Raw genomic sequence first — 13,301 nt, forward strand, 5'->3', positions numbered from 1 at the left:
TATCCCGCCCGCCCGCCGCTGCCAACGACGATCCGGGGTCGCTTTAACCCGTGTTGTCGCGTGCTCGCCTTGACGTCGGACCCGCCCGGCGCGATGAAAAGTCGGATTTTCGCACATTGAAGGATTTGAGGTCATGGCCAGCCGCGCGCAGCCAGCCTTATGGCGTGAGACGGTAAAGGCGGGGGCGGTGCGCAGCGGCGCGCTGATCGCCGCGATCGCGCTGTTCGTCGCGACGTTGCTGATGGCGCTGGCGTTGGCCAGCTATCATGCCAGCGATCCGGCGCTGAACACCGCGTCGGGCGGCTATCCCGCCAACCTGATCGGGCCGCCGGGCGCGTGGTTCGCCGATATCGCGCTGTCGCTGTTCGGGCCCGCCGTCGCGCTGCTGCTGCCGGTCGGGCCGATCCTTGCGATGCGGCTGTGGCGCGACCTGCCGGTCGGACGCTGGGCACGGATGCTGCGCGGCGCGGCGCTCGGCGTCGCGCTGATGGCCAGCGCGCTCGCCTTCGTATCCGACGCTTCGGTGCTCGCACTTCCTGCAGGCTGGGGTGGCATCATCGGCCTGTCGGTCGCCAATGCGGTGCATTGGGGTCTTGGATTCCTGGGCCAGCCGGTCGCCGAACTCTGGTCGGCGCGCGCCGTCGGACTGGTCGCCGCGATCGCGGGGGCGATCGTCTGGGGCAAGAGCATCGAGATCGATTTGGGCGAGCGCAAGTGGCGCTTCCGGCGCAACCGGATCCCGGCGCTCGGCTATGATGACGGGGCCGACGGCTATGTCGGTGGGCCTGACGACGAGGACGAGCCGCTGACGCTGACGCGCAAGCCCGTCGAGCCGCGCGCGATCGCCGAACCCGATCCACGCCCCGCGCCCGTCATCGCCGACCGCCAGAACGCGCCGTCGCAGGCGAAACCCAAGGAACGCCAGCTCGACCTGCGCGACAACTACACGCTGCCGAGCGTCGACCTGCTGACGCCGTCGCCGCCGAGCCAGGGCAATGTCGTCGACAAGGCCGGGCTCGAACGCAACGCGCGGCTGCTGGAGAACGTGCTCGACGATTTCCACGTCAAGGGATCGATCATCGAGGTGCGGCCGGGCCCGGTCGTGACGATGTACGAGCTCGAGCCCGCGCCCGGCATCAAGGCGAGCCGCGTGATCGCGCTGGCCGACGACATCGCGCGCAACATGTCGGCGATCTCCGCACGCGTCGCGGTGATCCCGGGACGCAATGTGATCGGCATCGAACTGCCCAATGCACGGCGCGAGGCGGTGTCGCTCCACGAGCTCGTCGGCAGCCAGACGTTCGAGGATCAGGCCGCGCAGTTGCCGATCATCCTGGGCAAGAACATCGCGGGCGATTCGGTGATCGCCGATCTCGCGCCGATGCCGCATCTGCTGGTCGCGGGTACGACGGGGTCGGGCAAGTCGGTCGGGCTCAACAGCATGATCCTGTCGCTGCTGTACAAGCTGACGCCGAACCAGTGCCGGATGATCATGATCGATCCGAAGATGCTCGAACTGAGCATGTACGACGACATCCCGCATCTGCTGTCGCCGGTCGTGACCGATCCCGCCAAGGCGGTGCGCGCGCTGAAATGGGCGGTCGAGACGATGGAGGATCGCTATCGCCAGATGTCCTCCGTCGGCGTGCGCAGCCTCGCCGGCTTCAACGACAAGGTGCGTGGTGCCAAGGCCAAGGGGCAACCGCTGGGTCGGAAGGTGCAGACCGGCTATCACCCCGACACCGGCGCGCCGATGTACGAGGAGGAGAAGCTCGAATATGACGTGTTGCCGCAGATCGTGGTGATCGTCGACGAGCTGGCCGACCTGATGATGACCGCGGGCAAGGAGGTCGAATTCCTCATCCAGCGGCTCGCGCAGAAGGCACGCGCGGCGGGCATCCACCTGATCATGGCGACTCAGCGGCCGTCGGTCGACGTCATCACCGGCGTCATCAAGGCGAATTTGCCGACCCGGATCAGCTTCCACGTCACGTCGAAGATCGATTCGCGCACCATTCTCGGCGAACAGGGCGCCGAACAGCTGCTCGGCAAGGGCGACATGCTCTACATGCCCGGCGGCAAGGGCATCGTCCGCGTCCACGGTCCGTTCGTCAGCGACGACGAGGTCCGGCTGGTGGCGGATCACTGGCGGTCGCAGGGCCTGCCCGACTACATCTCGTCGGTGACCGAAGAGCCCGAGGACGGCTTCACGCTCGAAGGCTCGCCGACCGGCGAGGATTCGGCGGAGGACCAGCAATATCGCAACGCCATCCAGCTGGTCTGCGAATCGCAAAAGGCCTCGACCTCGTGGCTGCAGCGGCAGTTGCGGATCGGCTACAACTCGGCCGCGCGACTGATCGAGCGGATGGAAAAGGACGGCATCGTTGGCAGGCCCGATCATGTCGGACGCCGCGAGGTCCTGCGCGATACCGAAGGGCATGCGATCTGAGGGGTTGAGGGGGGCGTCCACCACACCCTGCCCGTCATCCCAGCGAGGTCTGGGATCCAGAGCCACGCAGTCCGGCGCTCGTCATCCTGGATCCTGGGTCGAGCCCAGGATGACGGAGGCTCTGGCGGCGATGACCCGATCCTCACGCATCCCAGTTCACAACCCGTTCAAGCCGGGCCCGGCATTGCCCGGCGTCCAAGGAGATTTCGATGTTCAACACCCGCCCCGCGGTGATCGCGACGATCGCCGCCCTCTCGGTCGCCGCCGTGCCGTCGCCGATCGCCGCACAGGCGACCGGCGACCTCGCCGCCGTGCAGAAGCACCTGCAATCGGTCACGACGATGACCGCCGACTTTTCGCAGGCGGATCGCAACGGCAAGGTGCTGACCGGCGTGCTGACGCTCAAGAAGCCGGGCAAGCTGCGGTTCCAGTATGAGAAGGGCGTACCGATCCTGATCGTCGCCGAGGGCGGCGCGCTGACCTTCATCGACTATTCGGTGAAGCAGGTGCAGCGCTGGCCGATCAAGAATTCGCCGCTCGGCGTGCTGCTCGACCCGAGCCGCGACATCACGCGCTATGCCAAGCTGGTGCCCGGCTATGACAACCGCGTCGTCTCGGTCGAGGCGAACGACCCCAAGCATCCCGAATATGGCCGCATCACCTTGGTCTTCGCACGCGATGCCGCCGCCCCCGGCGGGCTGATGCTGCAGGGCTGGGTCGCGCTCGACAGCCAGAACAACCGGACCACCATCCGCCTGTCCAAGCAGAAATTCGGCGGACCGGTCAGCGACAACACCTTCCGGTGGAACGACCCGCGTCGGACCCGGTGAGTCTGGTCACCTCCTGAAAATGAACGGCATTGTCGTTTCATTCATCCCGGCGACAGGTTCCTGGCGCTAGGGGCTGAGTCGCGGATGTGGGGCATTCGGGATTTTTCCCCCTGTTGCCCGGATGGTGTCCCCATTGTCTGCCTGCGTGACGAACGCTGAGTCGGCCCTCGCTCCACGCCCCCGGAGCGGGGGTCTTTTCATTGATCGGCACGCCGCCGCGCGATCCTTGTCGCCACCCCCACGCGGCGCTACATCGCACGCGTGAAAATCGTCTCCTGGAACATCAACTCGGTCCGCTTCCGGATCGCCATCGTCGAGCAGTTTCTGAAGGAAGCCGCGCCCGACATCCTGTGCCTCCAGGAAACCAAGGTCGTCGACGACGACTTCCCCTTCGAGACGTTCCGCGCGCTCGGCTATGAGCATATCGTGCTCCACGGCCAGCGGATGCATCACGGCGTCGCGATCCTGAGCAAGGTGCCGATCGTCGCCGACGACCGGTTCGACTGGCAGGCGAACAGCGAAGCCCGCCACGTCGGCGTGCGCCTGGAAAACGGCGTGCGGCTGGAGAATGTCTATATTCCCGCGGGCGGCGACGTGCCCGACCGCGACGCCAATCCGAAATTCGGCCAGAAGCTCGACTTTCTCGAGCGGATGACGCGCTGGTCGGAAACGCTGAGCGGCCCGACGATCCTGGTCGGCGATTTCAACATCGCGCCGCTCGAGGCGGACGTCTGGAGCCACAAGCAGCTGCTCGATGTCGTCAGCCATACGCCGGTCGAGGTCGAGGCGCTGGCCCGGCTCCAGGCCGCGGGAAACTGGGTCGATCTCGGCCGTCGCTTCCACCCCGCCCCCGCGCGGCTGTTCACCTGGTGGAGCTACCGCGCGAAGGACTGGGCGACGTCCGATCGCGGGCGGCGGCTCGATCACATGTGGGCGACGGGCGCGGCCGCGGACGCCGCGATCGCGCATCACGTCTTCGAGCCGTGCCGCAGTTGGCTCAAGCCCTCCGACCATATCCCGATCCTGACCGAGTTCGCCTTTTGAGCGATCGCCCCAATCCGCGCGCCGCGGCCCGCGCGGTCGATGCCCTGCGCCGCGGCTGGCCGATCGCGATCGACGGACTGACGTTGCTCGCGGTCGAGACGGCGGACGCGGACCGACTCGCGGCATTCGATCCGCCGGCGACCGGCGGGGTGCTGATCTCGTCGGGACGGGCGGTGACGCTGAAGCTCGCCAATCAGCTCGAGGCGGCCGACCCGACCGCCCCCGTCCTCGTCGATCGCGCGCCCTGGATCGACTTTCCCGCGGCGACAGCGCTTGCCGATCCGCAGTTCGACCTCGCGACGCCGCTCAAGGGTCCGTTCCGCACCCTGCCCGTCCCCCATCCCGACGCCGCCGCGGCTGCGTTGCGGCTCGCACGGATCGCGGGGCTGTTGCCCGCCTTCTTCCTGGGCAGCGGCGCGCCCGAGGCGACCGCGACCGCCGCCGATATCGATGCGCATGAGGATGCGACCCGGCTGGTCATCGCGACCCGCGCACGCTTGCCGGTCGAGGGTGCGGAGGATGCCGAGATCGTCGCCTTCCGTTCGCCAGAAAGTGCCGACGAACACATCGCCCTCCTGATCGGGCAGCCGAACGGCGATGCCCCGCTCGTCCGTCTCCACAGCGAGTGCCTGACCGGTGACGTGCTCGGCAGCCTCAAATGCGACTGCGGGCCGCAGCTCCACGCCGCGATCCATGCGATCCAGCACAGCGGCTGGGGCATATTGCTCTATCTGCGGCAGGAAGGGCGCGGCATCGGCCTGGTCAACAAGCTGCGCGCCTATGCGCTGCAGGATCAGGGGTTCGACACGGTCGATGCGAACACGCGGCTGGGCTTTGCGATCGATGCACGCGATTTCGGCGTTGCCGCGCGGATGCTGAGCCTGCTCGGCCAGAACCGGGTCCGGTTGCTCACCAACAATCCGGCCAAGGTCGCGGGGCTCGAAGCGACCGGTGTGACGGTGGCCGAGCGCGTCCCCCATGCGCTGCCCGCCAATCCGCACAATGCCCGCTATCTCGCGACCAAGCGCGACCGCACCGGGCATCAGCTTTGATCGATATACCTCCCTCGCGGCGGCTGATCGTCGTGTTCGGCGCCGCGGTCCGCGCGGATGGCAGCCCGAGCCCGACGCTCGAGCGACGGATCGCGTTCGCGGCAGCGGCGGCAGCGCGCTATACCGAGGCGGACCTGTTCTGTTCGGGCGCGATCGGCCGTCATGGTCCGTCGGAGGCGTCGGTGATGGCCGACCGGCTGGCCGAAACGGTCGATCGGTCGCGGATCCACCTCGACGAAGCCAGTCTCGATACACTGCAGAGCGTGGTCGCAGCGACGCGGTTCGCCCGCGCGGGGCAGTATGCCCAGTGCATGATCTGCACCGACGGCTATCACCAGCCGCGCATCCGCATGTTGTTCGCGATGCTGGGGATGCCCGCCAGCGCGATCCACGTCCCGCATGGCGGCAGCCGCCGCTACCAGATCAAGATGCGCGCACGCGAGGCTGCGGCGATCCCCTATGACCTGGTCGCGGGCGTCGGCGCGATCCTGCGCAGGCGGCGGGCCTAGGCCCCCTCTCGCAGGACGCGCGCCACCGCCTCGAAATCGTCGGCCAGCGCATCGACGCCGATCGCCTTCAGCCGCGCGCCGTGGTCCGGCCCGCAATGCGACCCCGCGGACAGTCCGATGACATAGCCGCCCGAGGCCACCGCGCCGTTCGCGCCGACCGGCGAATCCTCGAGGATCGCGGTCCGGCCGATATCGACGCCCAGCCGTTCGGCACCATACAGATAGAGATCAGGCGCAGGTTTGCCGTTCGTGACATGCTCGCGGCCGCTGTAGAGATGATCGCCGAACGCGTCGCGCAGGCCGATATGGTCGAGGTGCCGCGCGATCCAGCGGGTCGGGCTCGACGAGACGATCGCCTTGGGCAGATCGGCCGGCAAGGCGCGGACGAAGGCGACCGCACCCGCGATCGCATCGATACCGGCGGCCATCACGCGGTCGTCCTCCGCCTTGCGCGCCGCGTAGAACGCCTCGGGCAGCGGCCGGTCGATCCAGCGCTCGATCGCGTCGACGAACTGCGGCCCGGCAAGCCCCATGAAGTTCGCCATCGACTCCTCCGCGGTGATCGGATGCCCTGCCGCGGTCAGCCATTCGGCGATATGCCGGTTGCCGAGCGCCTCGCTGTCGATCAGCACCCCGTCGAAATCGAACAGCAGCGCGTCGAACCGGACCGCGCCGGTCATGCGCGATGCCCCCGCGCGCCGAACAGCGCGCTGCCGATCCGGACGTGCGTCGCGCCGATCGTCACCGCGGTCTCGAAGTCGTCGGACATGCCCATGCTCAGCCCCGACAGCCCGCAATCGCGCGCAAGCTTTGCCAGCAGCGCGAAATAGGGTGCGGGCTCGACATCGGCTGGGGGCAGGCACATCAGCCCCGCGACCGGAAGGTCGGCCGCGCGCGCCGCGTCGAGCAGCGCGGGCAAGTCGGCGATCGCACAGCCGCCCTTTTGCGGCTCATCACCGATATTCACCTGGAGATAGCAGTCGGGGCGCCGCCCGCTCTCACGCATCGCCTTGCCGAGCGCCGTGACCAGCGACGGACGATCGACGACATGGATGCAGTCGAACAACGCGACGGCATCCGCCGCCTTGTTCGACTGCAACTGCCCGATCAGGTGCAGGACGACGTCGGGGTACCGCGCCTTGAGCGCTGGCCATTTGTCCGCCGCTTCCTGGACGCGGTTCTCGCCGAATACCCGCTGACCCTGTTCGAGCAGGGGTTCGATCGCCGCCGCCGGATGCGTCTTCGACACCGCGATCAAGGCGATGTCCTCGGGCTTGCGACCGGCGATCTCGGCGGCCTTGGCGATCCGCGCGCGGATCTCGGCCAGGCGCTGCGCGCGGTCGGTTTCGTCGGTCATGCCGTTCGTGTCTGTCATGCGGGGCGCTATAGGCAGCAAGATGCCGCACCGAAACCCCGTCCCGCGCCTCTGGCTGATGACCGACGAGCGGATGGGCGATGCGCTATGGCGTGCGTTGCAGCGTATTCCGCCTGGATCGGGGGTCGTGATCCGCCATTACCAGACGCCCCCGGCGCAGCGTTGGGCGCTGGCACTGCGCATCCGCCGCATCGCGCAGGCGCGACGGCTGGTGGTGGTCGCGCGACCCGGATTTGCCGGGATCGATGGCGTGCATGGCGCCGGCCGCGGTGGGAGCCTGCGAACCTGGCCCGCGCATGATCGGCGCGAGGCGATGCTCGGCGCGCGAGCCGGTGCCGACGCGCTGTTCGTGTCGCCGATCTATCCGACGCGGTCGCATCCGGGGGCGCCAGCGATCGGTCCCGCGGCTGCTCTGCGGGTTGCACGCGGACTCGGACTGCCGATCATCGCACTAGGCGGCATGACGGCCGCACGGTGGCGGCGACTCAGGATGCTGGGCTTTCACGGCTGGGCCGCGATCGATGCGTGGACGTGATGGGGGCGGTTCACGGCTTATCGCCGGTCAGGCTGCGCCCGGATCAGAAGCGGAAGGCGGTCCCGAGATAGACGGCCTGGCTGTCGCGACGATCGTCCTCGAGCCGAACGAACCGCTCACGATCCGACCGATAGCGGACGCCGGCGGTCACATCGATGTTCCGCGTGAGCGAATAGGATCCGCCGAGATCGACCGAATAGCTCGGCGCATCCTCGACGAGACGCGGCGTATTGGCGAGCGGACGATCCGCCGCAGCCTTGACGCTGCCCGTGAACCGCTTGCCCGCATAGCTGACCGCCACATCGGCGGAGCTCCGGCTGCCCGGCATCCCGGCCAGATCCACGCGTGCCAGATCGCCCGACACCGCAAACCGCTTCCAGCCGACCGACATGCCCAGATTATACGCGATCGGCGCCAATCCGACGGTCGGCGCGGTGCTGGTCGCGAGACGCGTGGTATCGATACCACGGTTGGTCTGCGCGCGGACGGCGACGGTGACGGCACGATTGTCGCGACGCGTTTCGGCCGGGGTGAAGCGGAAGCTGCCGGCATCGAAGCCGCCGCGCGCGAACAGCGCCGCAAGCCGGGGGTCCGCCGCCGATGGGGTGAAGCCGCCCGTGCCGCGCACCGACAGCGCCGGGCGCTTGGCGATGCGGACCTGCTGTTCGGAGGCGCCGAACGCGGGCGCGACGAAGACCGCAGCGGCAGCAGCCACTCCGGCGAACATCCCGACCATCACGCGCTTGGCGACCAAAACAACAACTCCCTGCGAATCTTTTATAGACGAATCTTGTTACGATTCCTTCGCTGAACGGCAGCTAACACAGATCGATCCCCGTCAGCTATCCGCACCTAATGATTATCCAAAGGTGTTGCATCAGACACACAGAACAGGTCGAACGCCTCGGTTGCCGGACGAATTGCAGACGCCCACCCCATCCTTGCGGGTAGCAGGCCCGCCCTGTAGAGGCTGACGACGATCTATTGCCAGGATGATGCCGATGTTCCGCCCGCGTACCGCCCTCGTGGTTCTCGCCGCTCTGCCGCTGGTTGCGTGCGGCGGCGGCAGCGCCCGTCCCAAGGCCGATCTGGCCGCGTCGAAGATCACGACGATCGGCGTCAACAGCTATCTCTGGCGCGCGACGCTCGACACGCTGAGCTTCATGCCGCTGCTCCAGACCGACTCCAATGGCGGCGTCATCGTCACCGACTGGTACGTCAACCCGCAGACCCCGGCCGAGCGGATGAAGGTAACGGTATCGATCCTCGACCAGGACCTGCGCGCCGATGCCGTCCGCGTCGCGGCGCTGCGCGAGATCAACCGCAACGGCCAGTGGGTGTCCGCACCCGTCCAGGCGGCGACCACGCAGAAGCTCGAGGACATCATCCTGACCAAGGCCCGCGACCTGCGTCGCGCCTCGATCGCGGGCTGAGGACGACATCATGGCGTCGCGTTTCAATGCGTTGAAGGCGGACGCGGCGTGGCAGAAGGTCTGGGACGAACGCAACACGTTCGCCGCCGACGATTCTTCGACCAAGCCGCGCTCGTACGTGCTCGAGATGTTCCCCTATCCGTCGGGACGGATCCACATGGGGCATGTCCGCAACTATACGATGGGGGACGTGCTCGCGCGCTTCCGTCGGATGAAGGGCATGGAAGTGCTCCATCCGATGGGCTGGGACGCGTTCGGCATGCCCGCCGAGAACGCGGCGATGGAAAAGGGCGTGCATCCGGGCAATTGGACGCGCGCCAACATCGCGACGATGAAGGCGCAGCTGAAGCGCCTCGGCTTCGCGCTCGACTGGACGCGCGAACTGGCGACGTGCGAGCCTGACTATTACGGGCATGAGCAGGCGCTGTTCCTCGACCTGTTCGCAGCGGGGCTCGTCTACCGCAAGGAATCGGCGGTCAACTGGGATCCGGTCGACATGACCGTGCTCGCCAACGAGCAGGTGATCGACGGGCGCGGCTGGCGCTCGGGCGCGCTGGTCGAGCGGCGCAAGCTGTCGCAGTGGTTCTTGAAGATCACCGATTTCGCCGACGAACTGGTCGACGGTCTCGGCGCGCTCGAGCATTGGCCCGACAAGGTCAAGCTGATGCAGGAGAACTGGATCGGCCGCAGCCAGGGCCTGCAGTTCAAGTTCGCGCTGGCGGGCAATGCGACCGGCATCGACTCGGTTGAGGTGTTCACGACTCGTCCCGACACGATGTTCGGGTCAAGCTTCGTCGCGGTCGCCGCGGATCATCCGATCGCGCGCGCGATCGCCGAGACGAGCCCCGATGCGGCTGCGTTCATCGAACTCTGCAAGCGTGGCGGCACCACCGCGGCCGAACTCGACACGCAGGAGAAGCTGGGCTTCGACACCGGTATCCGCGCGACGCATCCGCTCGACAACAGCTGGGAGCTCCCGGTCTACATCGCGAACTTCGTGCTGATGGAATATGGTACGGGCGCGGTGTTCGGCGTGCCCGCGCACGACCAGCGCGATCTCGATTTCGCGCGCAAATACGATCTGCCCGTCAAGCGCGTCGTCTCCGAAGGCGATGACGAGGCCCCCGTGTTCGTCGGCGACACCGCCTGGACGGGTGCGGGCAATCTTGTGAACTCGCACTTCCTCGACGGGATGGACATCGAGGACGCCAAGCGGACCGTGATCGAGCGTGCCGAGGGCGAAGGCTGGGGCAAGGGCACGACCGTGTTCCGCCTGCGCGACTGGGGCGTCAGCCGCCAGCGTTACTGGGGCACGCCGATCCCGATCATCCACTGCGACGCGTGCGGTGCGGTGCCGGTGCCGAAGGAGCAGCTGCCGATCGTGCTGCCCGAGGACGTCAGCTTCGACATCCCCGGCAACCCGCTCGATCGTCATCCAACCTGGAAGCATGTCCCCTGCCCTAGCTGCGGCGGGAATGCGCGACGCGAGACCGACACGCTCGACACGTTTGTCGATTCATCGTGGTATTTCATCCGCTTCGCCAGCCAGCCGGACGCCAAGCCGTTCGACCGGACGGGCGCGGAGAAGTGGCTGCCGGTCAACCAGTATATCGGCGGCGTCGAGCATGCGATCCTGCATCTGCTCTACGCCCGCTTCTGGACGCGCGCGCTGAAGCATATCGGCATGCTCGACATCGCCGAGCCGTTCGCCGGGCTGTTCACGCAGGGCATGGTCACGCACGAAACGTACAAGTCCGCGGACGGCCGTTGGCTCGGCCCCGACGACGTGCGCGACGGCATCGAGATCGCGACGGGTGACGCGATCACCGTCGGTCGTGTCGAGAAGATGTCGAAGTCGAAGAAGAACACCGTCGATCCCGAGCCGATCGTCGACCAATATGGCGCCGACGCGGTGCGCTGGTTCGTGCTCTCCGACTCGCCGCCCGAGCGCGATCTGCCCTGGAGTGAATCGGGTATCGAAGGCGCGTGGCGGTTCGTCCAGCGTCTCTGGCGCCTGATCGAGGCCGATGGTGCCGCCAAGGCCGAGGGTGACGACATCGCCCTGCGCAAGCTCTGCCACCGGACGACAGTGGGTATCGAGAGCGATATCAATGGCTTGCAGTTCAACAAGGCGGTCGCGCGGCTCTACAGCCTGTGCAGCGCGATCGAGAAGGCACCGCAGTCCGCCGACCGCGAACAGGCGATCCGGACCTTGCTGCTGCTCGTCAGCCCGATGGTGCCGCACGTTGCCGAGGAAGCCTGGGCGACCGCCGGTAACGATGGCCTGATCGCCGACGCCGCGTGGCCCGAAGTCGATCCGGCGCTGCTAGTCGATGACGAGGTGACCATCGCGGTGCAGGTCAACGGCAAGCTGCGTGATACGCTCGTCTTCCCCAAGGGCGCGCCGAAGGATGAAGTCGAGGCGGCCGCGCTGGCCTCCGACAAGATTGTCCGCCTGCTCGAGGGCAAGCCGCCCCGGAAAGTGATCGTCGTGCCCGACCGCCTCGTGAACATCGTCGCATGACGCGGTACGCGCTTCTTGCCGGAGCCCTGCTGCTCTCGACCAGCCTGGCGGGTTGCGGGCTACATCCGCTCTATTCGGGCGGCAGCAGCGGCGCGGTTGCCGGCACGCTCGGTCAGGTCGAGATCACGCCGATCGAGGGCAAGTCCGGGTGGCTGATGGCGACCGCGCTCCGCGACCGGTTGCCGTCGAACGGGGCGCCGCCGCTGTATCGGATCGATATCCGGCTCGAGGACCAGATCAACGGCCTCGGCGTGCGTCGCGACGACAGCGTCTCGCGCGAACGTCGGATCCTGCGCGCGCGCTATCAGCTCGTCCGGATCGGCGACGGTACCGTCCTGCTCGACGCGACGGCGGGATCGGACGCGGGCATCGATGTCGTCCGGTCCGAATATGCGACGATCGCAGCCGAGAATACCGCGCTGGAACGTCTGTCGGGCATCGTCGCGGATCAGATCGTCGCGAGGATCGCGCTCTATGTGCAGCGGACCCCGCCGGCCCCCACGCCGGCCCCGTGAAGGCCAGCGCCAACCAGATCCGCGCGGCATTGGCCAGGCCCGGCCCCGATATCCGTCTCTATCTTCTCCACGGCCCTGACGAGGCCGGCGCAAGCGACCTCGCCCGCACGCTCGCCAAGGCGATGGGCCCCGATGCGGAGCGCGTCGATCTGGACGGCGCACAGCTCAAATCGGATCCCTCGCGGCTCGCCGACGAGGCGGCCGCCCTGTCGCTCTTCGCCACCGCGCGTCACGTCCGCGTCGCGTCGGCGGGCGAGGAGAGCCTCGATGCGTTCACCACGCTGTTGAACGCCGATCGCGCGGGCAACCCGGTCGTTGCGATCGCGCCCAGCGTCAAGACAAGTGCGAAGATCGTCAAGCTCGCGCTCGAATCGCCGCGTGCGATGGCGTTCGCCTGCTACGCGCCTACGGCCGCCGATGCAGAGCGGCTCGCCAGCACGATGGCGGGCGAGCAGGGCCTGCGCCCTGCCCCCGGCGTCGCGCGCCGCCTCGTCGAAACCACCGGTGGCGACCGTGCGGTCATCGCGCGCGAGATCGACAAGCTCGCGCTGTATCTCGACGCGAGCCCCGAACGACCGCATGATCTCGACCACGCTGTGCTCGATGCGATCGGCGCAGACCTCGGCGAGGCGGAGATGGGTCAGGCGATCGACGCGGCGATCGAGGGGCGTGTCGCCGATCTCGGGACCGAACTCGCGCGGCTGGAAGAAGCCGGTACCTCGCCGATCCCGTGGCTGCGGCAGCTCGTCCGCAGGCTGATCGCGCTTGCCGAGATGCGCGGCGAGATCGATCGCGGCGAAGCGGTCGATACGGTGATGAAGCGCCACCGCGTCTTCTTCCGCGACGAGGCAGAGACCGCCAAGTCGCTCCGCCGCTGGTCGCCAGTGATGCTCGCTACGGCCATCGCCCGAGTCCGCACCGCCGAACGCGCGATCATGGCCCCGGGCAATCCCGGCGGGGTCGTCGCGGATGCCGCCATCGTCGCCCTTGCCCAGGCGATCGCGCGCAGAAACTGAAGCGGGTAAATGCCTTCCC

13 protein-coding genes are annotated in these 13,301 nt (G+C 67.7%); 10 read left to right on the forward strand and 3 right to left on the reverse strand.

What is annotated here, in order from left to right; translation table 11 throughout:
- Positions 1 to 133 precede the first annotated feature (133 nt).
- The 5 genes from NEF64_RS01220 (at position 134) to NEF64_RS01240 (ending at position 5,884) form a co-directional block, all read left to right on the forward strand.
- Positions 134 to 2,449: a DNA translocase FtsK gene (locus NEF64_RS01220; RefSeq protein ID WP_056406624.1), complete on the forward strand. Its 2,316-nt coding sequence runs from the start codon at positions 134 to 136 to the stop codon at positions 2,447 to 2,449.
- Positions 2,450 to 2,658: 209 nt separating this feature from the next.
- Positions 2,659 to 3,279 carry a LolA family protein gene (locus NEF64_RS01225; RefSeq protein WP_031395416.1) on the forward strand — a complete coding sequence of 207 codons (621 nt, stop codon included), beginning with the start codon at positions 2,659 to 2,661 and terminating at the stop codon, positions 3,277 to 3,279.
- 261 nt (positions 3,280 to 3,540) lie between these two features.
- Positions 3,541 to 4,323: an exodeoxyribonuclease III gene (locus NEF64_RS01230; protein WP_056406626.1), complete on the forward strand. Its 783-nt coding sequence runs from the start codon at positions 3,541 to 3,543 to the stop codon at positions 4,321 to 4,323.
- The gene (gene ribA / locus NEF64_RS01235; RefSeq protein WP_056406628.1) at positions 4,320 to 5,375 is read left to right on the forward strand and encodes a GTP cyclohydrolase II; all 1,056 of its coding nucleotides are present in this window, start codon (positions 4,320 to 4,322) and stop codon (positions 5,373 to 5,375) included. The genes NEF64_RS01230 and ribA overlap by 4 nt, the downstream gene beginning before the upstream one ends.
- Positions 5,372 to 5,884, forward strand: coding sequence for a YdcF family protein (locus NEF64_RS01240; RefSeq protein ID WP_051916637.1), 513 nt, complete (start codon positions 5,372 to 5,374; stop codon positions 5,882 to 5,884). Before ribA ends, NEF64_RS01240 begins: the two co-directional genes overlap by 4 nt.
- Here the strand turns inward: NEF64_RS01240 and NEF64_RS01245 are convergent.
- Together NEF64_RS01245 and NEF64_RS01250 are read right to left on the reverse strand one after the other, a co-directional pair.
- On the reverse strand, positions 5,881 to 6,564 hold the full coding sequence (locus NEF64_RS01245; protein ID WP_252574543.1) for an HAD family hydrolase: 684 nt from the start codon (positions 6,562 to 6,564) through the stop codon (positions 5,881 to 5,883). The two genes, NEF64_RS01240 and NEF64_RS01245, sit on opposite strands and share 4 nt — an antisense overlap.
- On the reverse strand, positions 6,561 to 7,259 hold the full coding sequence (locus tag NEF64_RS01250) for a YggS family pyridoxal phosphate-dependent enzyme (RefSeq protein ID WP_235516390.1): 699 nt from the start codon (positions 7,257 to 7,259) through the stop codon (positions 6,561 to 6,563). Before NEF64_RS01250 ends, NEF64_RS01245 begins: the two co-directional genes overlap by 4 nt.
- Positions 7,260 to 7,281: 22 nt before the next feature.
- On the opposite strand from NEF64_RS01250, the gene NEF64_RS01255 reads away from it, so the two are divergent.
- Positions 7,282 to 7,794: a thiamine phosphate synthase gene (locus tag NEF64_RS01255; RefSeq protein WP_056406629.1), complete on the forward strand. Its 513-nt coding sequence runs from the start codon at positions 7,282 to 7,284 to the stop codon at positions 7,792 to 7,794.
- Positions 7,795 to 7,837: 43 nt separating this feature from the next.
- Here the strand turns inward: NEF64_RS01255 and NEF64_RS01260 are convergent, their stop codons facing one another.
- Positions 7,838 to 8,548, reverse strand: coding sequence for a hypothetical protein (locus NEF64_RS01260; RefSeq protein ID WP_234387526.1), 711 nt, complete (start codon positions 8,546 to 8,548; stop codon positions 7,838 to 7,840).
- Positions 8,549 to 8,795: 247 nt separating this feature from the next.
- Between NEF64_RS01260 and NEF64_RS01265 the strand changes: the two genes are divergently transcribed.
- From NEF64_RS01265 to holA, 4 genes are read left to right on the forward strand one after another with little or no spacing between them, the layout of a single operon-like run.
- On the forward strand, positions 8,796 to 9,227 hold the full coding sequence (locus NEF64_RS01265; RefSeq protein ID WP_031396163.1) for a DUF3576 domain-containing protein: 432 nt from the start codon (positions 8,796 to 8,798) through the stop codon (positions 9,225 to 9,227).
- A 10-nt stretch (positions 9,228 to 9,237) separates the two neighbouring features.
- Positions 9,238 to 11,751, forward strand: coding sequence for a leucine--tRNA ligase (leuS, locus tag NEF64_RS01270; protein ID WP_056406631.1), 2,514 nt, complete (start codon positions 9,238 to 9,240; stop codon positions 11,749 to 11,751).
- Positions 11,748 to 12,266: an LPS assembly lipoprotein LptE gene (gene lptE, locus NEF64_RS01275; RefSeq protein WP_056406634.1), complete on the forward strand. Its 519-nt coding sequence runs from the start codon at positions 11,748 to 11,750 to the stop codon at positions 12,264 to 12,266. The genes leuS and lptE overlap by 4 nt, the downstream gene beginning before the upstream one ends.
- Entirely contained in the window at positions 12,263 to 13,282 is a 1,020-nt protein-coding gene (gene holA, locus NEF64_RS01280; protein WP_252574545.1) for a DNA polymerase III subunit delta, read from the forward strand. Before lptE ends, holA begins: the two co-directional genes overlap by 4 nt.
- Positions 13,283 to 13,301: the final 19 nt, after the last annotated feature.

The organism is Sphingomonas aerolata, assembly GCF_023935825.1.
GTDB lineage: Bacteria > Pseudomonadota > Alphaproteobacteria > Sphingomonadales > Sphingomonadaceae > Sphingomonas > Sphingomonas aerolata.

Coding starts and splice junctions, on each gene's coding strand:
- lptE (WP_056406634.1), top strand. CDS start 11,748: ATGACGCGGTACGCGCTTCTTGCCGGAGCCCTGCTGCTCTCGACCAGC.
- NEF64_RS01245 (WP_252574543.1), bottom strand. CDS start 6,564: ATGACCGGCGCGGTCCGGTTCGACGCGCTGCTGTTCGATTTCGACGGG.
- NEF64_RS01220 (WP_056406624.1), top strand. CDS start 134: ATGGCCAGCCGCGCGCAGCCAGCCTTATGGCGTGAGACGGTAAAGGCG.
- NEF64_RS01250 (WP_235516390.1), bottom strand. CDS start 7,259: ATGACAGACACGAACGGCATGACCGACGAAACCGACCGCGCGCAGCGC.
- leuS (WP_056406631.1), top strand. CDS start 9,238: ATGGCGTCGCGTTTCAATGCGTTGAAGGCGGACGCGGCGTGGCAGAAG.
- NEF64_RS01255 (WP_056406629.1), top strand. CDS start 7,282: ATGCCGCACCGAAACCCCGTCCCGCGCCTCTGGCTGATGACCGACGAG.
- NEF64_RS01225 (WP_031395416.1), top strand. CDS start 2,659: ATGTTCAACACCCGCCCCGCGGTGATCGCGACGATCGCCGCCCTCTCG.
- NEF64_RS01265 (WP_031396163.1), top strand. CDS start 8,796: ATGTTCCGCCCGCGTACCGCCCTCGTGGTTCTCGCCGCTCTGCCGCTG.